Origin of the sequence: Wocania ichthyoenteri Th78 (genome assembly GCF_000789235.1) — a bacterium.
Lineage (GTDB): Bacteria > Bacteroidota > Bacteroidia > Flavobacteriales > Flavobacteriaceae > Wocania_A > Wocania_A ichthyoenteri.
In genome coordinates, this window is sequence record NZ_KN525716.1 from 612003 (window position 1) to 637050 (window position 25048).

Genomic DNA, 25048 nt, shown 5'->3' on the forward strand with positions numbered 1-25048 from the left:
TATTTTTAAGTGATTTTTAGAATATTAATTCTAAAATTTACTTAACAAAAATAGGAGCGATACTCCTTAATTTCTATTTTTGCGACTTGTAAAAAAATCTATGAGTTTTTTAAAAGAAATACAACGCAGACGAACCTTTGGTATTATTTCGCATCCAGATGCTGGTAAAACAACGCTAACAGAAAAATTGTTATTGTTTGGTGGTGCTATTCAAGAAGCTGGGGCTGTAAAAAGTAATAAAATCAAAAAGGGGGCGACGAGTGATTTTATGGAAATTGAACGTCAGCGTGGAATTTCGGTAGCAACTTCGGTTTTGGCTTTTGAATATAATGGGATTAAAATTAATATTCTTGATACACCAGGGCACAAAGATTTTGCCGAAGATACCTTTAGAACGCTTACTGCTGTAGATAGCGTTATTGTGGTTATTGATGTGGCCAAAGGTGTTGAGGAGCAAACCGAAAAATTAGTTGAAGTTTGCCGCATGCGCAATATCCCTATGATTGTATTCATTAATAAAATGGATAGAGAAGGTAAAGATGCCTTTGATTTATTAGATGAAATTGAACAAAAATTAGGACTAAAAGTAGTGCCGCTAAGTTTCCCTATTGGAATGGGTTATGATTTTAAAGGTATTTATAATATTTGGGAGAAAAACGTTAATTTATTTAGTGGTGATAGTAGAAAAGATATTGAAGAGACTATCGAAATTTCAGATTTGTCTTCTTCAGAATTAGATACATTAGTAGGAGAAAAAGCAGCAAATACACTAAGGGAAGAAATTGAATTGGTTGAAGGTATTTATCCGAATTTTGATAAAGATGAATATTTGCAAGGCAATCAACAACCCGTGTTTTTTGGTTCTGCATTAAACAATTTTGGAGTAAGAGAATTACTGGATTGTTTTGTAGAAATAGCTCCTAAGCCAAGACCAAAACAAAGTGAAGAACGACTGGTGAAACCTGATGAAAATAAATTTTCTGGTTTTGTTTTTAAAATTCATGCTAATATGGATCCAAATCACAGAGATCGTTTAGCTTTTATTAAAATTGTGTCGGGTAAATTTGAAAGAAACAAACCTTATTTACACGTTAGAAATAACAAGAAAATGAAATTCTCTAGCCCAAATGCTTTTTTTGCTGAGAAAAAAGAAATTGTGGATATATCTTATCCGGGAGATATTGTTGGACTACACGATACAGGAAATTTTAAAATTGGAGATACCCTTACCGAAGGGGAAAGCATCAATTATAAAGGTATACCAAGTTTTTCTCCAGAACATTTCAGATATATTAATAATGCAGATCCATTAAAATCGAAGCAACTTTTTAAAGGTATCGATCAATTAATGGATGAAGGTGTAGCACAATTATTTACTTTAGAGCTTAATGGACGAAAAGTAATTGGAACTGTTGGTGCACTGCAGTACGAGGTGATTCAGTATAGATTAGAACACGAATACGGAGCAAAATGTACTTACGAAAACTTAAATGTATTTAAAGCCTGCTGGGTAGATCCTAAAAACTCAAATAGTGATGAGCACAAAGAATTTGTTAGGGTTAAACAACGCTTTCTTGCTAAAGACAAACAAAATCAGTTAGTCTTTTTGGCAGATTCTTCGTTTTCTTTACAAATGACTCAACAAAAATATCCAAATATTAAATTTCATTTTACATCTGAATTTGAGTAATTTAAGTATGTAGTTCATCGATTATTACTTCAAAAACTTGTATTTCATCTTTATTTTTATACATTTAAACGATTATTTTAAGTTTTAAGTTTTGAAGTTATATACATTTAAAACAGAATCATAACCCCAAATATGACCTACTTATGGAAACAAATGCAAATGTTTTCAGTAATTCAGATATTACTGTAACCTATAAACCTTGTGTGTGCATTAATGCAGAGCGTTGTGCAAAAGACCTTTCCAATGTTTTTAGAGATTCTGTTATTCCTTGGATAGACTTAGATGGAGCTTCTACTAAAAAAATTATCAAGCAAATAAAAAAGTGCCCTTCTGGTGCGCTGCAATTTCATGTAAATAAAGAAGTCGCATAATAAATTATAGAATATAAAATAACAAAAGCCTTTAAAAAATTAATTTTTTAAAGGCTTTTGTTTATGCTTGTCCTGTTGGCCCAAAGTTTAATGGAATCGGAGGTTGTTCATAATCTTTAATTTCACCATGGGCATTTTCAAACCTAGAAACATTATCGTTTAAAGCTTTTAGCAAACGTTTAGCGTGCTGAGGTGTTAAAATAATTCTAGACTTCACTTTGCTTTTAGGTACTCCCGGCATAATACTAACAAAATCTACAACAAACTCAGATACAGAGTGATTGATAATAGCTAAGTTAGAATATATACCTTCAGCCACAGTTTCATCCAATTCAATATTTATTTGACCTTGCTTTTGTTTGTCTTTTTCTTCTGCCATAATGTTTATGTTTTAAAAATAAAAAGCCTTCAAGTTAATACACATGAAGGCTTTTGTTTATAGATTCCTGCCTTCGCAGGAATAACAATTAATTATAATTTAATTCTTTTTTTACTTGCATCATTTCGTCGAATTCTTCTTTAGAACCTACAATAATATCCGTATAGTTACGCATACCTGTACCTGCTGGAATTCTATGTCCAACAATTACATTTTCTTTAAGCCCTTCTAAAGAATCTACCTTACCTGCTACGGCTGCTTCGTTAAGAACCTTAGTGGTTTCTTGGAACGATGCCGCAGAAATAAATGATTTAGTTTGAAGCGAAGCTCTTGTAATACCTTGTAATATAGGCGTTGCTGTTGCAGGTTGTGCATCTCTTGCAACTACAAGATTTTTATCTTCTCTTCGTAAAATAGAATTTTCATCTCTTAACTCACGAGGCGAAATAATTTGACCAGCTTTAAGATTTGTTGAATCTCCAGCATCCTCAATAACTTTCATTCCAAAAATTTCATCATTTTCTTTAATGAAATCTGCTTTATGAGCTAATTGATCTTCTAAGAAAATAGTATCACCAGAATCAATAATTCTAACTTTACGCATCATCTGTCTTACTACAACCTCAAAGTGTTTGTCATTAATTTTCACACCTTGTAAACGATATACTTCTTGTACTTCGTTAACTAAATATTGTTGTACCGCAGATGGTCCTTTGATATTTAAAATATCGTTAGGCGTAATAGAACCATCAGATAAAGGCATACCAGCTTTTACATAATCGTTTTCTTGAACAAGAATTTGATTAGATAATTTAACTAAGTATTTCTTAATATCTCCTGTTTTAGATTCTACAATAATCTCACGATTACCACGCTTAATTTTTCCGAAAGAAACCACACCATCAATAGCACTAACTACTGCTGGGTTTGAAGGATTACGTGCTTCGAATAACTCAGTTACACGTGGTAAACCTCCTGTAATATCTCCTGCCTTTGCAGATTTACGAGGAATCTTAACTAAAATTTTACCAATATTAATTTTCTCTCCATCATCAATCATTAAATGCGCTCCGACTGGTAAGTTATAAGAACGAATAGTTTCGCCTTTACCATCTTCGATATGAAGTGTTGGTATTAATTTCTTATTTCTTGATTCAGAAATTACTTTTTCTTGGAAACCTGTTTGTTCATCAATTTCAACTTGATAAGTAACACCCTGTTCGATGTTTTCATACTTCACTTTACCAGCAAACTCTGAAATAATTACACCGTTATATGGATCCCAAGAACAAACTACATCGCCTTTATTTAATGCTTGACCATTTTTAACATAAATGGTAGAACCGTAAGGAATGTTGTTAGTACTTAATACAATACCTGTTTTCTTATCTGTTAATTTAAGTTCAGACGTACGAGAAATTACAATATCAATTTCATTCCCTTCGCTATCTTTACCTTTAACTGTTTTTAAATCTTCTATTTCTGCTATACCATCAAACTTAACAGCTAATTTATTCTCTTCAGAAATGTTACCAGCAATACCACCTACGTGGAATGTACGTAATGTTAACTGCGTACCAGGTTCTCCAATAGACTGTGCAGCAACTACGCCAACAGCCTCACCACGTTGAACCATTTTCCCTGTCGCTAAATTACGCCCATAACATTTAGCACAAATACCTTTTAATGCTTCGCAACTTAATGCAGAACGCACTTCTAAAGAATCGATTGGTGATGCTTCAATAGCTTTTGCAATATCATCTTCAATTAATTGTCCAGCAGAAACTAACAACTCATCTGTTAAAGGATTATGAACATCGTTTAAAGATACACGTCCAACAATTCTTTCTTCTAAAGTTTCAACAACTTCATCGTTTTTCTTTAATGGTTCAACCTCAACTCCTCTTAACGTACCACAATCTTCAGTGTTAATAATAACATCTTGAGATACATCAACTAAACGACGTGTTAAGTAACCAGCATCTGCAGTTTTAAGTGCAGTATCGGCAAGACCTTTACGTGCACCGTGAGTAGAGATAAAGTATTCTAAAATTGAAAGCCCTTCTTTAAAGTTAGAAAGAATCGGGTTTTCGATAATTTCTCCTCCACCTGCGTTAGATTTTTTAGGCTTTGCCATTAATCCACGCATACCTGTAAGCTGACGAATCTGTTCCTTAGACCCACGAGCTCCAGAATCAAGCATCATAAACACAGAATTAAATCCTTGTTGGTCTTCACGAATACGCTTCATTGACAATTCAGTCAATTCTGCATTAGTTGAAGTCCAAATATCAATAACTTGATTGTAACGTTCGTTATTAGTGATAAGTCCCATGTTATAGTTTCCTGTAATACCATCAACTAAACCGTTAGCTTTATCAATCATACCTTGCTTTTCTGGCGGAATAATAATATCACCTAAACTAAATGATAATCCACCTTGGAATGCAAACTTAAATCCTAACGTTCTAATGGCATCTAAGAAATCAGCTGTTTCAGGAACAGATGTTACTTTAAGAATGTTTCCAATAATATCTCTTAAAGACTTTTTAGTAAGTACTTGATTAATATATCCAGCTGCTTGTGGTACATGTTGATTAAACAACACACGACCTACAGTAGTTTCAACAATCATTTTATCAAGTTTACCATCTTCATTAAGATCAATCGTTCTAACTTTAATGCCTGCATTCAAGTCTACTTTTTGCTCATTAAAAGCAATGACAACTTCTTCTGGAGAATAGAAAGTTAAACCTTCACCTTTAACAGAAACTTCTGGAGTAGAGGTACGTAACTTAGTCATATAATACAGACCAAGCACCATATCTTGAGAAGGTACAGTTACTGGCGAACCATTTGCTGGATTTAAGATATTGTGTGATGCCAACATTAATAATTGACACTCTAAAATAGCTTCTGGCCCAAGTGGTAAATGCACAGCCATCTGGTCACCATCAAAATCGGCATTAAATGCAGTACATACTAATGGGTGTAACTGAATTGCTTTCCCCTCAATTAATTTAGGTTGGAATGCTTGTATACCTAAACGGTGTAACGTAGGCGCACGGTTTAGTAATACTGGGTGTCCTTTAAGAACATTTTCCAATATATCCCAAACCACTGGTTCTCTTTTATCTATAATTTTCTTTGCAGATTTTACAGTCTTTACAATACCTCTTTCAATTAATTTTCTAATTACAAAAGGTTTGTATAATTCTGCTGCCATATTTTTTGGCAATCCGCATTCAAATAATTTTAATTCTGGTCCAACAACAATTACCGAACGTGCAGAATAATCAACACGTTTACCAAGTAAGTTTTGACGGAAACGCCCTTGCTTACCTTTAAGCGAATCTGATAAAGATTTTAACGGTCTGTTAGAGTCGGTTTTTACTGCTGATGATTTACGTGTGTTATCAAATAATGAATCAACCGATTCTTGTAACATACGTTTCTCATTACGTAAAATTACTTCTGGTGCTTTTATCTCAACCAATCTTTTAAGACGGTTGTTACGGATAATTACACGACGGTATAAATCATTTAAATCTGAGGTTGCAAAACGACCACCATCTAACGGCACTAACGGACGTAATTCTGGTGGAATAATTGGCACAACTTTCATAATCATCCATTCAGGACGATTCTCTCTGTTATTGTTTGATTCACGTAACGCTTCAACAACTTGTAAACGTTTTAAAGCTTCAGTTTTGCGTTGCTTAGACGTTTCTGTGTTGGCTTTATGACGTAATTCATAAGACAGCTCTTTTAAATCAATTCTTGCTAATAAGTCTATCAAACATTCAGCACCCATTTTAGCTAAAAACTTATTAGGGTCTGAATCGTCTAAGTATTGATTATCTTGAGGAAGTTCTTCTAAAATGTTTAGGTATTCTTCTTCTGTAAGGAAATCCATTTTTTGTATTGGCTCACCTTCTTCATTCTTAGCGTTACCTGGTTGAATTACTACATATCGTTCGTAGTAAATAATCATATCTAATTTCTTAGATGGTAGACCTAATAAATAACCAATTTTGTTTGGTAAAGAGCGGAAGTACCAAATGTGTGCTACAGGAACTACTAAATTAATATGTCCTACTCTATCACGACGTACTTTCTTTTCTGTTACTTCAACACCACAACGGTCACAAACTATACCTTTGTAGCGAATTCTTTTATATTTACCACATGCACATTCATAATCCTTTACAGGACCAAAAATACGCTCACAGAACAAACCGTCACGTTCTGGTTTGTGAGTTCGATAATTGATAGTTTCTGGTTTTAAAACTTCACCTCTAGATTCTGCTAAAATAGATTCTGGTGATGCTAAACCAATGGAGATTTTATTAAACCTCTTTACTGTATTCTTATCTTGTTTTCTTGCCATAATATATGGTTGAAATGAATTTAATTAATTACTCCTCTAATCTGATGTCTAACCCTAAACCTTTCAATTCGTGCATAAGTACGTTGAATGATTCTGGTAATCCTGGATCTGGCATTGGCTCACCTTTAACAATACTTTCGTAAGTTTTAGCTCTACCAATTACATCATCAGATTTAACAGTCAAGATTTCTCTTAAAGTACTTGATGCACCATAAGCCTCAAGTGCCCAAACTTCCATCTCACCAAAACGCTGACCACCAAATTGTGCTTTACCACCTAATGGTTGTTGTGTAATTAATGAGTAAGGTCCAATAGAACGTGCGTGCATTTTATCATCTACCATGTGTCCTAGTTTCAACATATAAATCACACCAACAGTTGCTGGCTGATCGAAACGTTGTCCTGTCCCTCCATCATATAAATAAGTATGTCCGTAACGTGGAATTCCAGCTTCATCTGTAAATTCGTTAATTTGATCTATTGTAGCACCATCAAAAATTGGTGTTGCATACGTACGATTTAATTTCTGACCTGCCCATCCAAGAACAGTTTCATAAATCTGACCAATATTCATACGAGATGGTACACCTAGTGGATTTAATACAATATCAACAGGCGTTCCGTCTTCTAAGAAAGGCATATCTTCTTGACGAACAATACGAGCAACAATACCTTTGTTACCGTGACGTCCTGCCATTTTATCACCTACTTTTAGTTTACGCTTTTTAGCGATATAAACTTTAGCTAATTTGATAATTCCTGCTGGTAACTCATCACCCACAGAAATAGTAAACTTCTCACGACGTAGCGACCCTTGTAAATCGTTTTCTTTAATCTTGTAGTTGTGAATTAAATCTGCAACTAATTGATTTGTATGATCATCTGTTGTCCATTTCCCAGACACTAAATGTGCATAATCATCAACTGCATTTAACATTTTAAGTGTGAATTTTTTACCTTTTGGTAATACTTCTTCACCTAAATCATTAAAAATACCTTGAGCCGTTTTACCATTTACAATAGCAAAAAGTTTTTCGATTAAAACATCTTTTAAAGCATCAAACTTAGCATCATATATACCTTCTAATTGTAAAATATCATCTTTATCTTGTGCTCTTTTACGCTTATCTTTTACTGCTCTAGCGAATAATTTCTTTTCGATTACAACACCATTTAATGAAGGCGAAGCTTTTAAAGAAGCATCCTTAACGTCTCCCGCTTTATCACCGAATATAGCACGTAATAATTTTTCTTCTGGAGTTGGATCTGATTCTCCTTTTGGTGTAATTTTACCAATAAGAATATCGCCAGGTTTAACCTCGGCTCCAACACGAATCATTCCGTGTTCATCTAAATCTTTAGTTGCTTCTTCAGATACGTTAGGAATATCATTAGTTAACTCTTCGTTACCTAATTTTGTATCTCTAACTTCTAGAGAATACTCATCAATATGTATAGATGTAAAAATATCCTCACGAACCACTTTTTCAGAAATTACAATCGCATCCTCAAAGTTATATCCTTTCCATGGCATAAATGCCACTTTCATATTTCTACCTAAAGCTAATTCTCCTTTTTGAGTTGCGTAACCTTCACATAAAACTTGACCTTTAGTAACTTTATCGCCTTTAACCACAATTGGTTTTAAGTTGATAGAAGTTCCTTGGTTTGTTTTTCTGAATTTTACTAACTCATAAGATTTAATATCACTATCAAAACTTACTTTAGCTTCATCTTCGGTACGTTCGTATTGAATTTTTATTTCGTTTGCATCAACATATAATACTTCTCCATTACCCTCTGCATTTATTAATACACGAGAATCTGATGCTACTTGTCTTTCTAATCCTGTACCAACAATTGGTGCATCTACTCTTAATAATGGCACAGCCTGACGCATCATGTTAGATCCCATCAAGGCTCTGTTCGCATCATCATGCTCTAAAAACGGAATTAAAGATGCAGATATAGATGAAATTTGATTTGGTGCAACATCTGTATAGTTTACAGCTGTTGGCTCTATTACTGGGAAGTCACCTTCCATTCTAGCAATTACCTTATCATGTAATATCTTTCCATTATCATCAACTTTTACAGTTGCTTGTGCAATTAATTTTTCTTCTTCCTCTTCAGCACTTAAATATATTGGAGCATTTTTAATATCTACAACACCATCCGTTACTTTTCTATAAGGTGTTTCAATGAATCCCATAGAATTCACTTTCGCATATACTGATAGTGAAGATATTAAACCAATATTTGGTCCCTCTGGTGTTTCAATTGGGCATAAACGCCCGTAGTGTGTATAGTGAACATCACGCACCTCGAAACCTGCTCTCTCTCTAGATAAACCTCCTGGTCCAAGTGCAGATAAACGACGCTTATGCGTAATTTCTGCAAGAGGATTGGTTTGATCCATAAATTGTGACAGCTGATTTGTTCCAAAGAAAGAATTAATTACAGACGACAACGTCTTAGCATTAATTAAATCTATTGGTGTAAAGACCTCATTATCACGAACGTTCATACGCTCACGAATTGTACGTGCCATACGTGCTAAACCAACTCCAAACTGTTGAGATAATTGCTCACCAACTGTACGTACACGACGGTTAGATAAGTGATCAATATCGTCAATCTCTGCTTTTGAGTTAATAAGCTCGATTAAATATTTAATGATAGTTATGATATCTTCTTTGGTAAGCACTTGCTTATCCATTCCAATATCTAACTGTAATTTTTTATTCATTCTATAACGTCCAACTTCTCCTAAAGAGTAGCGTTGGTCACTAAAGAATAATTTATCTATAATACCACGCGCTGTTTCCTCATCTGGCGGCTCAGCATTACGTAATTGTCTATAAATATGTTCAACAGCCTCTTTTTCTGAGTTTGTTGGATCCTTTTGAAGCGTATTATGAATAATAGCATAATCGCCTTGTTCAGACGTTTCTTTGTGTAAAAGAATAGTTTTTACTTCAGCTTCAAGAATTTCTTCAATATTTTCTTTATCAAGAACCGTATCACGATCTAACACAATTTCATTACGCTCGATAGATACCACCTCTCCTGTATCTTCATCAACAAAATCCTCATGCCATGTATTAAGTACACGAGCAGCTAATTTTCGCCCTAAATATTTTTTTAATCCAGATTTTGAAACTTTTACTTCTTCAGCAAGATCAAAAATTTCAAGAATATCTTTATCTCTTTCAAAACCGATAGCACGGAAAAGTGTAGTTACAGGTAATTTTTTCTTTCTATCAATGTATGCATACATTACCTGATTGATATCTGTAGCAAATTCTATCCAAGAGCCTTTGAAAGGAATAACTCTTGCAGAATATAATTTTGTTCCATTAGCATGGAAAGATTGACCGAAGAATACTCCTGGAGATCTATGCAATTGAGATACTACTACGCGCTCTGCACCATTGATACAAAACGTACCAGACGGCGTCATATAAGGTATAGTTCCTAAATACACATCTTGAACAATGGTCTCGAAATCCTCATGTTCAGGGTCTGTACAATATAACTTTAACCTTGCTTTTAGCGGAACGCTATAAGTAAGACCTCTTTCAATACACTCTTCAATAGCATATCTTGGTGGATCTACAAAGTAATCTAAAAATTCTAAAACAAATTGATTACGTGAATCTGTGATTGGAAAGTTTTCCATAAAGGTGTTGTAAAGACCTTCATCACCTCTTTCTTCTGATTTAGTTTCTAATTGGAAAAAATCCTGGAAGGATTTTATCTGAATATCCAAAAAATCTGGGTATTCTGTTCTATTTACAATAGACGAGAAATTTAATCTTTCAGCTTGTGTTGATAACATCAATGGACGGAATTATGATTAAAAATAAATAGTGAAAACGTATTAAAACGTTAATTAAACAACTATAAACTATTCGATGTTTATATGCTATTTTATAATTTATTTGGTATAATGTTATTATACGCAAAATGGTCTAGGTCTTAGAGCGTATAACTCCAGACCTAAACCTTTGTGTTTTTGAGTTGTTAAGCTTACTTAAGCTCAACCTCTGCTCCAGCTTCTTCTAAAGATGCTTTTAATGCTTCAGCTTCATCTTTAGTAACTGCTTCTTTGATAGCGCTTGGTGCATCGTCAACTAAACCTTTTGCTTCTTTTAAACCTAAACCAGTTAATTCTTTAACTAATTTTACAACTGCTAATTTAGAACCACCAGCCGCTTTTAAAATAACATCAAATTCAGTTTGAGCTTCTTCAGCTTCTCCACCAGCAGCAGGACCAGCAACAGCAACTGCAGCAGCAGCAGCAGGCTCGATACCATACTCATCTTTTAATATAGTTGCTAACTCATTTACTTCTTTTACAGTAAGGTTAACTAATTGTTCTGCGAAATCTTTTAAATCTGCCATTTTTCTATCGTTTTAATAATTTTGTAATAATAATATATTTGTAATAAGTGCGTACTTGTTAATACTATTCTGATTTTTCAGAAAGTGTTTTAATAATTCCAGCTATTGTTCCTCCACCTGATTTAAGTGCAGAAATAACATTTTTAGCAGGAGATTGTAATAATCCAACAATTTCTCCAATCAATTCTTCTTTAGATTTGATATCTACTAACATGTCTAATTGCTCATCGCCAATATAAACTGCTTCCTCAATAAATGCTCCTTTTAATAAAGGCTTATCTGATTTTTTACGGAAGGTTTTAATTAACTTCGCTGGTACATTACCTGTTTCAGAATACATTACAGATGTATTGCCTTTTAAAACTGTTGGAAGCTCTCCAAAATCTCTCTCTGAAGCTTCCATTGCTTTTTCAAGTAATGTGTTTTTAACTACTGCTAATTTTACGTTAGCTTTAAAAGCAGCACGACGTAAATCTGAGGTTGTACCTGCGTTTAATCCTGAAATATCTGCTAAATAGATATTTGCATTATTAGCTAATTCTGCAGTTAACTCCTTAATTACTAATGATTTTTCTTCTCTTGTCATAATAAAAGTTTTAACTTAATTAACCAATTTTAGGATCAACAGCAATACTTGGGCTCATTGTAGAAGACATAAATATGCTTTTTACATAAGTTCCTTTTGCAGTTGTCGGTTTTAGTTTCATTAATGTTGTTAATAATTCATTTGCGTTACCCGCAATTTTATCAGCACTAAATGATGCTTTTCCTATAGCAGCGTGTACAATACCTGTTTTATCAACTTTAAAGTCTATTTTACCAGCTTTTACTTCGCTTACTGCTTTAGCAACATCCATAGTTACTGTACCTGTCTTTGGATTTGGCATTAAACCACGAGGACCTAATACACGCCCTAAAGGACCTAATTTACCCATAACACTTGGCATAGTAACAATAACGTCAACGTCTGTCCAACCACCTTTGATTTTATCTAGGTATTCGTCTAAACCAACGTAATCTGCTCCAGCTTCTTTAGCTTCCGCTTCTTTATCTGGTGTTACCAATGCTAATACTTTCATGTCTTTACCAGTTCCGTGAGGTAATGAAACCACACCTCTTACCATTTGATTAGCCTTACGAGGATCTACTCCTAAACGTACAGCCAAATCAATTGATGAGTCGAACTTAGTATTAGTAATTTCTTTTATTAATGCTGATGCTTCATCAACAGAATAGATTTTACCTTTTTCAATTTTTGCTAAAGCCTCTTTTTGCTTTTTTGTTAATCTTGCCATTTTCTAATGTCTTTAATAGATTAAGAAGGAAATTTTCCTGTTACAGTTATTCCCATCGATCTTGCTGTTCCAGCAACCATTTTCATAGCAGACTCTGTAGTAAATGCGTTTAAATCTACCATTTTGTCTTCTGCGATGGTTTTAACCTGATCCCAAGATACTTTAGCTACTTTTTTTCGGTTTGGCTCTCCAGACCCTTTCTTCACTTTAGCTGCTTCCATTAATTGAACAGCTGCTGGTGGAGTTTTGATTACAAAGTCGAATGATTTGTCTTTGTAAACAGATATAACCACTGGTAATACTTTACCTGGTTTATCTTGGGTTCTGGCATTGAATTGCTTACAGAACTCCATGATGTTAACACCTGCAGCTCCTAAAGCGGGTCCAACCGGTGGCGATGGATTCGCAGCACCTCCCCGAACTTGTAACTTAACTACTTTACCTAATTCTTTTGCCATTTTTAATAATTTAATTTTGATGGTATCTCTCTTTTGGAAGCGAAAGATTCATCTATCTTAATGTAACACTAATTATACTTTTTCAACTTGCATATAGCTTAATTCTAATGGTGTTTTTCTTCCGAAAATCTTAACCATTACTTCTAGCTTACGTTTTTCTTCATTTATTTTTTCAATCGTACCATCAAATCCGTTAAACGGCCCATCAATAACTTTGACTGTTTCCCCTTTTGTAAAAGGTATGGCTACATTAGCACTTTCCTCTACTGCTAATTCATCAACTTTACCTAACATTCTGTTTACCTCAGATTGTCTTAACGGCACAGGATCACCTCCTTTTGTTTCTCCTAAAAACCCAATGACGTTAGTAACCGATCTTATAATATGAGGAACTTCTCCTGTTAAGTTTGCTTGAACCATTATATATCCTGGAAAAAAAACTTTTTCTTTATGAATTTTTTTTCCATTACGAATCTGAACAACTCTTTCGGTAGGCACTAATACCTGATCAACATAATCTTGTAAACCTAAACGAGCAATTTCGTTTTCTATATAGGTTTTTATTTTGTTTTCTTGACCACTTACAGCCCTAACAACATACCATTTTTTTTCACTTACTTCAGCCATAGAATTTATTTTTAACGGTTAATCCAATCAAAGTAAAATGTTATGACTTTACTGAAAACTGTATCTACCCCCCATATTGCAAGAGAGAATATAATTGAAAATACCGCAACTAAAACAGTTAAACTTTGTGCTTCTGCCCAAGTAGGCCATGTCACATTGTTTTTTAGCTCTCCAAATGATTCCTTTATATAATTTACAATTCCAGTCATTTATATTTATTCTTTATTAGCACGGGTTGAGAGACTCGAACTCCCGACACCTGGTTTTGGAGACCAGTGCTCTACCAACTGAGCTAAACCCGTAAATATAAGTCAAAAGGCATCACGTAAATACGCGATACCTTGACTCTATATTTATTAAACTTTTATTTAGTCTAAAATTTCAGTTACCTGACCAGCACCTACTGTTCTACCACCTTCACGTATTGCGAAGCGTAGACCAATATTCATTGCGATTGGTTGAATTAACTCAACTGTAATCGTTAAGTTATCTCCAGGCATAACCATTTCTACTCCATCAGGAAGTGCAATATTTCCAGTTACATCAGTTGTACGTACGTAGAACTGTGGACGGTAGTTATTATGGAATGGAGTGTGACGTCCACCTTCTTCTTTTTTAAGGATATAAACCTCAGCTTTAAATTTAGCGTGTGGTGTTACAGAACCAGGTTTTGTAATTACCATACCACGAGAAATTTGAGTCTTCTCAATACCTCTTAATAAGATACCAGCGTTATCTCCAGCCTCACCTCTATCTAATATTTGACGGAACATTTCAATACCAGTAATAGTAGATGTTAATTTCTCAGCACCCATACCGATAATCTCTACAGGATCTCCAGTGTTAGCTATACCAGTTTCAATACGACCAGTTGCAACAGTACCACGACCAGTAATAGAGAATACATCTTCTATTGGCATTAAGAAATCTTTATCAACTTCTCTTAAAGGCTCTTCAATCCAAGAATCACAAGCTTCCATTAATTCCATTACTGTATCTACCCATTTTTGCTCTCCGTTAAGGGCACCTAAAGCAGAACCAGCAATTACAGGTCCATTATCTCCATCGTACTCATAGAAAGATAATAAATCTCTAATTTCCATATCTACTAACTCAAGTAATTCTTCATCATCAACCATATCCACTTTATTCATGAATACAACGATACGAGGAATTCCTACTTGACGACCTAATAAGATGTGCTCACGAGTTTGTGGCATTGGACCATCAGTAGCAGCAACCACTAAAATAGCACCATCCATTTGAGCAGCACCAGTAACCATGTTCTTTACATAATCGGCGTGACCTGGACAGTCAACGTGAGCATAGTGACGGTTAGCTGTTTGATATTCTACGTGTGAAGTATTAATTGTAATACCTCTCTCTTTTTCTTCTGGAGCGTTATCAATTTGATCAAATGATCTCGCTTCTGATAAACCTGCATCAGCTAATACTTTAGTAATAGCAGCAGTTAAAGTTGTTTTACCGTGATCTACGTGTCCAATTGTACCAATATTTAAGTGTGGTTTTGAACGATCGAAAGTTGCCTTTGCCATGTTTTTAAATAATTTTAATCTTAGTTATATAATAATATTAGTGTATTCTTTTTTATACTCTTCAATATAGAGCCAATGACGAGATTTGAACTCGTGACCTCTTCCTTACCAAGGAAACGCTCTACCCCTGAGCTACACCGGCGTAAAGTTTTTATTCCCTATTCTCTCAAATAATCTTTTTAAAAGATTGCATTAGCTGAAAGAAGAGTTTCCTGCCTTCGCAGGAATTTTAGAGCGAGAGACCGGGTTCGAACCGGCGACATTCAGCTTGGAAGGCTGACGCTCTACCAACTGAGCTACTCTCGCAATTTTAACAAGCTTAAACTTGTTTGGTTTTCAATATTTCAATAAAATTTTGAAAAAAGTTTGTGGGGAGAGCAGGATTCGAACCTGCGAAGACGTAGTCAGCAGATTTACAGTCTGCCCTCGTTGGCCGCTTGAGTATCTCCCCAATTAAACTTATTTCAATCTTTTTAAGAACTTTTTTGCGCACACCTTTTAAATCTACGCTTTTTGAGCCGATGGAGGGACTCGAACCCACGACCTGCTGATTACAAATCAGCTGCTCTAGCCAGCTGAGCTACATCGGCGTTTTTTACACTTTTTACGCATAAAAAAAGCCCGCTATTTCTAACGGACTGCAAATGTATAGATTTTTTATTTTATTCAAAACATTTTTTAATAAATTTTATTATAAATGTGCTCTTAATTTTTCTTTTCGCTTTTTTAACTGTCTTTCTAATGATGAGACAGCCATATCTGCTCCTTCTTCAAAGCTTTTGCATTGTTTTTTTACTACAAAACTATCTCCTGGAACACTTACCCTAGCTTCGAAAACTTTATTTTCTTTGTCACTAGTGTTTTCTACCTTTAGAAAAACATCAGATTTTATAACTTTATCATAAAACATATCTAACTTATCCATTCGTTTTTGAATAAAATCTATTAATTTTTGGTCAGCATTAAAATTAACTGATTGCGTGTTTACTTTCATCTGTTATTTTTTTTAGGTTATTAAATTGCTAAGATGTAATTCGCCAATAATTATTTTTAGCTAATAGCTACTTAAATTATTATGACTCATTTCATTCTTTTATTTTTTGGTTAGACAATAATATTTTATTTTTCACTCCTTGGATGTGCTTTTACATGCACTTTTTTAAGCTCGGTTATACTATTATGAGTATAAACTTGTGTTGCTGCTAAACTTGAATGACCAAGCAATTCTTTAACAGCATTTAAATCGGCACCTTGATTAAGTAAATGAGTGGCAAATGAATGTCTTAATATATGCGGACTCTTTTTAACCTTAGCTGATGCCAAACTAAAATAATCATTTATTATTCTGTAAACAAGTGTTTCGTAAACTTTAATTCCTTTTTTAGTTAAAAACAAGATATCATCATCTATAATACTTTCTAATTCATTTCTTGAAATTAAATACTTACTTATCGTTTGTACTACCGGTTTTAATAACGGAACGATGCGCTCTTTATTTCTCTTCCCTAATACTTTTACCGTTTTATTATCTAAATTAACACTTGTTAGTTTTAACTCTACTAATTCTATACGTCTTATTCCTGTGGAATAGAATAATTCAATTATTAATTTATTACGAATCCCTTCAAAATCATTCTCAAAATGTAATTCATTTAAAACGGTCATTACTTCATTTTCTGAAAAGGGAACTTGAATTTTCTTGCTAGTTTTTAATGCTTTATGTTTAGAAAGCGGATTGGTTTTTATCTCACCTATTTTTAAAAGAAACTTGTAATAGGTGTTTAATGCAGAAACTTTTCTGTTAATACTTCTGTTTGATAGACCACTTTCTACCATGGAGACTATCCAACTTCTTATTTGTGGATAGTTTACCTTATTAATAGTGTTGGTTTCATATTTGGCTGTTATGAAATCTAAAAAGTTTTTTAAATCGGTTTGATACGCATTTACTGTTAATGCTGAATAGTTTTTTTCGAGCAATAAATATTCTGTAAATGATTTGAAGGCCATTTGATAAGTTTAATGTTTAAAGTTAAAAGTTTAAAATTTAAGCAGCAACTTTATAATCAAAATACTTAAAAATTGATGGATAAAAAAATTCCCGCAAATGCGGGAATTTAATTCTATTATAATTTAGAAGCTATTAAATATCTTCTGCATCTCTCAATCCTTGAATGTACTGCGCTTTTTGGATTTGCGCTCTACGTACTACTGAAGGTTTATTAAACTGCTTACGTACTTGAAGTTGACGTTTAGTTCCAGTTTTATCAAACTTTCTTTTAAAACGCTTTAGCGCTCTATCTATATTTTCCCCTTCTTTTATTGGTATAATTAACATAGTGTCTTAACCTCCTCTCTTTTAGATTTTGTGGGTGCAAATATAAAAACTAATTAATAATTAACAATTAAAAATTTAAATTTTTATGTAACAGGTTTATAGTCTTTCTTATCGATGATTATTTTTGCTAAAATCTCTTTTAATATCTCAGACGTCCCTCCTCCTATTGGTCCTAATCTGCTATCGCGTAAAAGTCTTGCCATGGGGTAATCTTCCATATAGCCGTAGCCACCTAAAAACTGGAGGCATTGGTAGATAACCTCATCTGCCATTTTAGTAGATTTAAGCTTAGACATTGAAGCTTCTTTTACCACATACTCGCCTTTGTTTAATCTGTAAGCCACTGCATAGTTGAATGTTTTACAAATTTCCATATCGGTATATAATTCTGCTACTGAATGACGTAATGCTTGAAATTTATTGATAGTTTTTCCGAAAGCCATACGTTCGGACATGTATTGTAGCGCATACTCTAAAGCGTATTCTGCACGAGCATGTGCATTAACTCCCATAATTAAACGTTCTAACGAAAAATGCTGCATGATATAAGGGAAACCTTTATTTTCTTCGCCCAATAAATTAGTTGCTGGAATTTTAACATTATCGAAAGCTATTTCTCCAGTATCGGATGCACGCCAACCTAACTTATCTAATTTGGTTGCAGATACGCCTGTAGTTTCTCTATCGACAACAAAAATACTGATACCTTTATTGCCTAATTCTGGATTTGTTTTGGCTGCTACTACCAAATAGTCGCTTACAACCCCATTGGTAATAAATGTTTTTGATCCGTTTATAATATAATGTTCACCATTTTTAACCGCAGTGGTGCGCATGCCTGCAACATCACTACCGCCAAAAGGTTCGGTTATACATAAACATCCTATTTTATCTCCAGAGATGCTTGGTGTTAAATAATGTTCTTTTATATCGTGATTGCCTTCGGCATTAAGATGCGTCATTGCTAAATAACAGTGCGCCCAAATTGCTGCGGCAAAACCACCAGAGTTTATTTTTTGAAGTTCTTCAAGAAGAATAACGGTATAGAAAAGATCTAAATTTAGTCCGCCATAAGCTTCTGGGTAATTGATACCAAAGAAACCCATATCACCCATTTTTTTCCAAATAAAGCGTTCGATATTTCCATCGTTTTCCCATTTATCTATATGCGGAACAACTTCTTTGTTTAAAAAATCTTGTAAACTTTTTCTAAAAAGTTGATGCTCTTCGGTGAAGTACATTGTATTCATTAGCGTTTTTTTCTTTCAATTCGATAGCATTAATCGAGCGACAAATATAATTTAATTATCTCGATTTTATTTACAGGAAAGTCTTTAACTTTTGTTAATTCATTTAACGATTTATAGCCGTCTCTTAATTTTCTCTGCTCAACAATCTCGTGTGCTAAATCGTAATCGATGTGCTGAATGGTAACGAGATCTTCTAATTCAGCTTTATTTATATCGATTTTTTTAATGGCTCTTGGTGTTTTAACGGTAAACTGATTTGTTATTTTTTCGATAACTTCAGGTGTTAATCCGTAAATACCTTGAAGCTGAACATCGGCAATAAATCCGCCATCAAATTTATTTCTGAATTTTACAATGCGCTCTGAGTAATATTCACCAACACCATTTACTCTTTGTAATTGTTTTGCGGTTGCTGTGTTTAAATCTTGTTTTTGAGCGAATGTCTTTGGTGTGTTATTGTAGACCGTTGCCTTAGTTTTTGGTTTCGGATTTGCAACCCACTCTGGAAATTTAAAATATGGAGATATCGTGTTCAAAAGTGAATCGGATATTTTGGTTGCCTCTTGAAATTCTTTTGAAGAATTCACCCATTTGTTTTGTTTTCTAAACGCGTGTAACCTGTCAATTTCTTCGTTTGACATACCTAACGAAGTGCCTTTATAATCGGTTATATAATTAGGGTTAAAAGGATATATTTTTGGTTTCCTTTCTTCAAGTTTAACTAGTTTAAGAGAGTCAATTTCTTTTTGAAATTTTGCGAGTTCTTCTTGATTTACTGAGATGTCTTGATAATCTTTATCAACAAAAAAATAAACGCATTGCAATACTATTATAAGTAGAATTAATAAAAAAATCCCATTTCGCTGTTCTTTTGAAAACGTGAAATGGGACTTCATTTAACTTATCTTTTATATTATTTTTTATTCCTCTTTACTCGCTTTTATAGCACCCACATACTTATTCATTTCTTCTCTTACTTTAGGGAATAAGAACAGAAGTCCAATCATATTTGGAAACACTAGAGCTAATATCATAGCATCAGAAAATTTAATTACCGCATCTAATGTTGCAGCTGCTCCGATAACAATAAAAATTAAGAATAGAATTTTATAAACAGTATCTGCTGTTTTTCCTTTTCCAAATAAAAATTTCCATGATTGTAAGCCATAATAAGACCAAGAAATCATAGTTGAAAATGCAAATAAAACAATCGCAATGGTTAATATATATGAAAACCCTGGAATTACAGAATCGAAAGCCATAGATGTTAAATCTACACCTCCAATTGAGCTGCCATCAGAATTTAAAATTACATTACTTGCTCCGTCGCCGCCATACGGAAATACGCTTTGCATATTTGTACCATCAATATTGAAAAAGATGATAACTAAAGCTGTCATTGTACAAATAACAACAGTATCAATAAAGGGTTCTAAAAGTGCCACAACACCTTCTGATGCTGGATAATTTGTTTTAACTGCTGAATGCGCTATGGCTGCCGAACCTGCACCAGCTTCGTTTGAAAATGCTGCACGCTGAAACCCTACTATTAAAACACCTACTAGACCACCAAGTCCTGCCATTGGTGTAAATGCACCATTAAATATTAGTCCGAAAGCATCGCCAATAGAGCTGAAATTTGCAAAAATTATCACTAAACACGCAAGCACATATATACCTGCCATAAATGGTACAATTTTTTCTGTAATACTTGCAATACGCTTAATACCACCAATAATTACAATACCAACTAAAACAGCTAAAATAACACCAATAATTACTCCGGTTGCACCACCTTGTAAATTAAACAAAGAGCTTAATTGTACAGCAGCTTGATTAGATTGAAATGCGTTACCACCTCCAAATGAAGCACCAACACAAAGTATAGCAAATAAACCTGCAAGTACTTTTCCTATTCCAGAAAAGCCTCTTTCCTTAAGGCCTTTTGATAAATAATACATTGGACCACCGTATACAGTACCGTCTTCTCCAACATCTCTATATTTTACACCAAGTGTACATTCTACAAATTTTGTAGACATACCTATTAAGCCACAAACAATCATCCAAAATGTAGCTCCAGGACCACCAAGTGCAATAGCTACTGCAACACCAGCAATGTTACCCAAACCCACAGTACCAGAAACAGCAGTTGCCAACGCTTGAAAATGGCTTACTTCTCCTTCTTTACTTTCATCTCGAATAGTATCTGGGATATCGCCATCAATTGCCATATTAGGATCTCCAGCAGCATGACCACCTTCAACTTCATCATATTTACCCCTAACCGTGTTTATTGCTAATCCAAATTTTGTGAAACTTGGAAACTTAAAATATATTGTGAAAAAAGTTGCTCCAGCAACCAAAAGAATAACGACAAATGGTATGTTATAAGAACCTATTGGAACTGTAGTCAAAACAAAACCTTCCCACCAAGTTGCTACTGGCATAAAGGCATCATTTACTTTTTCGTCTAAACCTTTTTCTACTTCTTGTGCAAATGTTAAAAATGGTAATATTAATGTGAAAATTGAAAGAAGATACTTCTTCATAAGAATTTGTTGTTAGTTAGTTTTATTAAAGAATATGTATTTAAAGCTAGCAAGATGCTAAAAATAATTGATTTTTTAAAACAATTGATTGTTAAAATACGAATCTGTTAACTTATATCATATATAGTATTAAGCACATCTATTTGCTCTGGGCGACCTAATACTATAATTTTTGAATTAGGTGCTAAGTCTAAATCTGCTTCTGGATTTACTATATATTCTCCGTTTTCATCTTTATATCCAATAACTGTACATCCTGTTTTCTTTCTGAGATCTAAATCCTTAATGGTTTTAATTTCTTTAGTTAATTTTTCAATAGCAATCTCTTCAATATTTATGTTAGATTTTCCAACAATAGAAAGATTATCTACAAATTCCATTAAGCCAGGAACTACTACTAATGATGCCATATGATCGCCACCAATTTTATCTGGTAAAATAACATTATTAGCACCTGCTAGTTTTAATTTTTTATAAGATGTTTCTTGAGAGGCTCGACTTATAATATTAATATCCTTATTTATTTGCCTTGTAGAAAGTACTACAAATAAGTTATCTGCATCGTTTGGTAGTGCCGATATTAAACAGGATGCTCTATCTACACCAGCTTGCATTAAGGTTTCGTCTTCATTAGCATTACCTAAAACGAAAGGCGTCAGATCGTTTTCATCTTTTTCAACCAGTTCTTTATCTTTTTCAATAATAACAAACGGTTTGTTATAAGCTAATAATTTAGTTGCAGCTTGTTTACCATTTCTTCCGTAACCACAAATTATAATGTGGTTTTTTAAATTATCAATCTTTTTCTGCATCTTTTTTTGTTTTAATTCTTCAAAACTATTCTTGCTTAAAATATACTCGGTAATTACAGATAAGGCATAACCTAAAATAAAAACACTAATTAAAATTAATGATATAGTAAAAATCTTAGTAGCATCATCTAATGGATGAACCTCTTTAAAACCAACAGTAGTAATGGTTATTACGGTCATATAAAGCGCATCAATCCAGGTGTAATTAGACATCGATTTAAAACCAATAACACCAATAGCTAATAAAAGAATCAGCAGAATTACCGCAGTATATATTTTTGTTCTAAAAAACTTTATTAATGGATTCATAAATCAAAAACAGATGAGCGTTTTGTGTAAACTATATCCTTAATACGCATCCAAAAAGCCATAAACAAATAGAGTGCAAAACCAAAACCTAAAGTTACAAATGTTAAATACATAAACGAGGTACGCACGACTTTGGCTCTAATACCAAACCGGTCTGCGATACGTTGACAAACATAATATCCGTGCTTTTGAAAAAACAATAATGGTTTGTAAATGTTGTTCATGCCGCAATTTAACACTTCCTTTTTTAGTTTAAAAATTTCTATGTTTTTTTGTTTAAAAGTGTATTACCAACAGCACATTGTAAGCACTTATTTTTATTACAATACTCATCTTTTAGTTGAAGCAATCCTTGAGATTGCAAAGCCGAAGTTGACACTTTTTTTAATGCATTAAATTTCTCAACAATACTATTTTTTTCTGAAGATATGTCTTGTATTAGTTTTATAATATCACCATCTACTTGTTTGCCTTGATACTTTACATAAGCGAATTTTATTGGGATAATAGTATTAATCATTAGTAAATCTATAAACGCTTTGCTAAGTTTCTTTTTTATTTTTTTCGAAGTTTTATCAAATGTGTAATGTGATTCCCAAAACGATGATGTTTCTACAGAAAAAAGCATATAAAAATCTTTAGTAGAATTTATTTCATTAATTTTTGAAAACAAGTTTTGCTCATTATTATATAAACTTGCTAATTGCGATAAGCGAATGGTAGGAAAATTTGATGGTCGCAATCTAAAAAACTGAATAGGTATTACATTTTGACTTGATAGTGTAAATTTCTGCTTTAAAAATTGAAATTCTTTAGTTAAACTTTGAAAGTAAGCGTCTTCAACATTGATATTTAATAGATTGGCTTGTCCGAAAAACAAAGCCTCTAAACTCGTTTGATTGTTTTGTAGTTTTCTAACTATTGAAAAATCTGTTGAGCTTGCTAAACTTAAAAACGCATCGGCATTTACTTTTAGCCCGAAATTTTTAGCTAGCATTTTAAACAAAACAGCTTCCCAATCATTTTTTGATGCTTTTAATAATTGATGAATGTCTTCAGATTTTCGTTCTAAGCGTTCAAAGTATAATCGTTCTAACCAATTTTGCATCATAAAATCGTCAATACTTTCAAAATCGTGCTCACAATTAATCCACTTATTCGTTTTAGAAAATAATAACTGGTAATTATTTAATGCTGATTTAGATATATAATCTTTCAGCTCTAAAGTTGCTATTACTGAATTATCCTTTCTGTAAACATTGGTATCGTGTTCCCAAACAACATGTAAAATAACATTATCGTAAGCTTTATCTAACTCATGATTATGCAAAAACCAATCGGATGATTTGATATGAATTTCTACATTTCCTGCCCAAAGCTGATTTTCAATTTTAAGTTGTGCATTAAAAAAATCTGGTCCAGCATTACTATTATGTTGCCCAACCGAAACTATAGAAATCTCTTCTCCGTTTGTGCCTTTTAAATGATTAACATTAAACTTTTTATGTTGCCAGATATAATGTATAAAATTTTCTTGCATGCATTAAATATAAAATTACCTTATACAAGTACCAAATTGCAAATCGTTATTCTTTAATAAATTCAATAAATTTGCAAAAACTATTATATATGGAGCAACTTACTTTAACTACACCTGCACTCTTATTCTCAGCTATTTCGTTAATTATGCTGGCTTACACCAATAGGTTTTTGGCTTATGCATCAATAATAAGAAACTTGCACGATAAGTATATCCAAAAAAAAGACTCTGTTTTAATTGCTCAAATAAAGAATATTAAACAACGCTTGTACTTAACACGGTCTATGCAAATTTTTGGTATTAGTAGCTTGTTGCTTTGTGTATTAACTATGCTTTTAATTTATATACAACAACATAACATTGCGGTATGGGTTTTTGGTTTTGCACTACTTTTATTAATAATATCACTAGGTCTTTTAATTATAGAGATACAAATCTCGGTAAAAGCTTTAGAGCATCATATTAGTGATATTGAGAATAACTAATATTAATATATCATGATAAAAACGATTCTAATTATTCTAAATCTTATAATATTACAAACCACTATGACTCTTTTTAATTTTAATTCTAAAAGTAATATTAACAATTGGCGTATTGTTAATGATGTTGTTATGGGTGGCCGTTCTAATGGAGAGTTTTCAATTAATAAAAATGAAAATGGTTTTTTTAAAGGTTATGTTTCTTTAGAGAATAATGGTGGGTTTTCTATGCTAGAATATGCATTTGATACAAAAGATGTATCTCGCTTTTCCAAAACTATAATTAAATTAAAAGGAGATGGTAAAACCTATCAGTTCAGAATAAAAACTAATAATATTGATTCCTATTCCTATATAAAATCTTTTACTACTAATGGAGAGTGGCAACTTATAGAAATACCGTTTAACACGATGCATCCTGCTTTTAGAGGCAGAAAATTAGATGCTCCAAATTACCCAGGGAAACAAGCAGAAATGATTGCATTTTTAATTGGGAATAAAAAAAATGAAGCTTTTAAATTAGAGATTGATAACATTATTTTAAAATAGAGTATTTACTTATTCTAAATATTCAACTTTAAATGAGTAATTA

23 protein-coding genes and 5 tRNA genes are annotated in these 25048 nt (G+C 33.1%); 4 read left to right on the top strand and 24 right to left on the bottom strand.

All coding sequences use genetic code 11. The features are described 5' to 3' along the window. Positions 1-100 precede the first annotated feature (100 nt). Positions 101-1690: a peptide chain release factor 3 gene (locus RG22_RS02710; RefSeq protein ID WP_034040654.1), complete on the top strand. Its 1590-nt coding sequence runs from the start codon at positions 101-103 to the stop codon at positions 1688-1690. A gap of 143 nt (positions 1691-1833) precedes the next feature. Then, a complete protein-coding gene (locus RG22_RS02715; RefSeq protein WP_034040656.1) occupies positions 1834-2061 on the top strand; it encodes a (4Fe-4S)-binding protein in 228 nt (75 codons plus the stop codon). 61 nt (positions 2062-2122) lie between these two features. Here the strand turns inward: RG22_RS02715 and RG22_RS02720 are convergent, their stop codons facing one another. From RG22_RS02720 to RG22_RS02835, 24 genes are all read right to left on the bottom strand, one after another. Next, positions 2123-2440: a DUF3467 domain-containing protein gene (locus RG22_RS02720; protein ID WP_034040658.1), complete on the bottom strand. Its 318-nt coding sequence runs from the start codon at positions 2438-2440 to the stop codon at positions 2123-2125. An 88-nt stretch (positions 2441-2528) separates the two neighbouring features. Next, on the bottom strand, positions 2529-6830 hold the full coding sequence (gene rpoC, locus RG22_RS02725; RefSeq protein ID WP_034040660.1) for a DNA-directed RNA polymerase subunit beta': 4302 nt from the start codon (positions 6828-6830) through the stop codon (positions 2529-2531). Positions 6831-6858: 28 nt separating this feature from the next. Then, positions 6859-10671 carry a DNA-directed RNA polymerase subunit beta gene (gene rpoB / locus RG22_RS02730; RefSeq protein WP_034040662.1) on the bottom strand — a complete coding sequence of 1271 codons (3813 nt, stop codon included), beginning with the start codon at positions 10669-10671 and terminating at the stop codon, positions 6859-6861. A gap of 191 nt (positions 10672-10862) precedes the next feature. Beyond that, entirely contained in the window at positions 10863-11237 is a 375-nt protein-coding gene (gene rplL / locus RG22_RS02735; protein ID WP_034040664.1) for a 50S ribosomal protein L7/L12, read from the bottom strand. Between the two features lie 64 nt (positions 11238-11301). Continuing rightward, a complete protein-coding gene (gene rplJ / locus RG22_RS02740; protein ID WP_034040666.1) occupies positions 11302-11823 on the bottom strand; it encodes a 50S ribosomal protein L10 in 522 nt (173 codons plus the stop codon). 19 nt (positions 11824-11842) lie between these two features. After that, positions 11843-12532: a 50S ribosomal protein L1 gene (gene rplA, locus RG22_RS02745; RefSeq protein WP_034040669.1), complete on the bottom strand. Its 690-nt coding sequence runs from the start codon at positions 12530-12532 to the stop codon at positions 11843-11845. A 20-nt stretch (positions 12533-12552) separates the two neighbouring features. Further along, positions 12553-12990: a 50S ribosomal protein L11 gene (gene rplK / locus RG22_RS02750; RefSeq protein WP_034040671.1), complete on the bottom strand. Its 438-nt coding sequence runs from the start codon at positions 12988-12990 to the stop codon at positions 12553-12555. Positions 12991-13062: 72 nt separating this feature from the next. Continuing rightward, positions 13063-13617 carry a transcription termination/antitermination protein NusG gene (gene nusG, locus RG22_RS02755; protein ID WP_034040672.1) on the bottom strand — a complete coding sequence of 185 codons (555 nt, stop codon included), beginning with the start codon at positions 13615-13617 and terminating at the stop codon, positions 13063-13065. A gap of 11 nt (positions 13618-13628) precedes the next feature. Further along, positions 13629-13826: a preprotein translocase subunit SecE gene (secE, locus tag RG22_RS02760; RefSeq protein ID WP_034040674.1), complete on the bottom strand. Its 198-nt coding sequence runs from the start codon at positions 13824-13826 to the stop codon at positions 13629-13631. 20 nt (positions 13827-13846) lie between these two features. Continuing rightward, positions 13847-13919: transfer RNA gene (locus RG22_RS02765), tRNA-Trp, on the bottom strand. A 66-nt stretch (positions 13920-13985) separates the two neighbouring features. After that, the gene (gene tuf, locus RG22_RS02770; protein WP_034040677.1) at positions 13986-15173 is read right to left on the bottom strand and encodes an elongation factor Tu; all 1188 of its coding nucleotides are present in this window, start codon (positions 15171-15173) and stop codon (positions 13986-13988) included. Between the two features lie 70 nt (positions 15174-15243). Further along, positions 15244-15315: transfer RNA gene (locus RG22_RS02775), tRNA-Thr, on the bottom strand. Between the two features lie 91 nt (positions 15316-15406). Beyond that, positions 15407-15479, bottom strand: a tRNA-Gly gene (locus RG22_RS02780). Between the two features lie 63 nt (positions 15480-15542). Next, positions 15543-15624 (bottom strand) — tRNA-Tyr (locus RG22_RS02785). Between the two features lie 65 nt (positions 15625-15689). Continuing rightward, positions 15690-15763, bottom strand: a tRNA-Thr gene (locus RG22_RS02790). A gap of 101 nt (positions 15764-15864) precedes the next feature. After that, positions 15865-16167, bottom strand: coding sequence for a ribosome hibernation-promoting factor, HPF/YfiA family (gene hpf / locus RG22_RS02795; RefSeq protein ID WP_034040680.1), 303 nt, complete (start codon positions 16165-16167; stop codon positions 15865-15867). Positions 16168-16292: 125 nt separating this feature from the next. Continuing rightward, positions 16293-17183 (bottom strand): tyrosine-type recombinase/integrase, encoded by an 891-nt coding sequence (locus RG22_RS02800; protein ID WP_034040682.1) that lies wholly within the window; start codon positions 17181-17183, stop codon positions 16293-16295. A 133-nt stretch (positions 17184-17316) separates the two neighbouring features. After that, the gene (gene rpsU, locus RG22_RS02805) at positions 17317-17511 is read right to left on the bottom strand and encodes a 30S ribosomal protein S21 (protein ID WP_034040684.1); all 195 of its coding nucleotides are present in this window, start codon (positions 17509-17511) and stop codon (positions 17317-17319) included. Positions 17512-17594: 83 nt separating this feature from the next. Next, entirely contained in the window at positions 17595-18761 is a 1167-nt protein-coding gene (locus RG22_RS02810) for an acyl-CoA dehydrogenase family protein (RefSeq protein ID WP_034040686.1), read from the bottom strand. 29 nt (positions 18762-18790) lie between these two features. Next, positions 18791-19657: a ComEA family DNA-binding protein gene (locus RG22_RS02815; RefSeq protein WP_034040688.1), complete on the bottom strand. Its 867-nt coding sequence runs from the start codon at positions 19655-19657 to the stop codon at positions 18791-18793. 24 nt (positions 19658-19681) lie between these two features. Further along, positions 19682-21313: an alanine/glycine:cation symporter family protein gene (locus RG22_RS02820; protein ID WP_034040690.1), complete on the bottom strand. Its 1632-nt coding sequence runs from the start codon at positions 21311-21313 to the stop codon at positions 19682-19684. A 107-nt stretch (positions 21314-21420) separates the two neighbouring features. Continuing rightward, positions 21421-22434, bottom strand: coding sequence for a potassium channel family protein (locus tag RG22_RS02825; RefSeq protein ID WP_034040693.1), 1014 nt, complete (start codon positions 22432-22434; stop codon positions 21421-21423). Further along, the gene (locus RG22_RS02830; protein ID WP_034040695.1) at positions 22431-22658 is read right to left on the bottom strand and encodes a PspC domain-containing protein; all 228 of its coding nucleotides are present in this window, start codon (positions 22656-22658) and stop codon (positions 22431-22433) included. Before RG22_RS02830 ends, RG22_RS02825 begins: the two co-directional genes overlap by 4 nt. 38 nt (positions 22659-22696) lie before the next feature. Next, positions 22697-23974, bottom strand: a complete 1278-nt coding sequence (locus RG22_RS02835) for a DUF2851 family protein (RefSeq protein WP_034040697.1) — start codon at positions 23972-23974, stop codon at positions 22697-22699. Positions 23975-24063: 89 nt separating this feature from the next. Between RG22_RS02835 and RG22_RS02840 the strand changes: the two genes are divergently transcribed. Further along, entirely contained in the window at positions 24064-24459 is a 396-nt protein-coding gene (locus tag RG22_RS02840; protein WP_034040699.1) for a DUF2721 domain-containing protein, read from the top strand. Between the two features lie 63 nt (positions 24460-24522). Next, the gene (locus RG22_RS02845; RefSeq protein ID WP_034040701.1) at positions 24523-25005 is read left to right on the top strand and encodes a CIA30 family protein; all 483 of its coding nucleotides are present in this window, start codon (positions 24523-24525) and stop codon (positions 25003-25005) included. Positions 25006-25048: the final 43 nt, after the last annotated feature.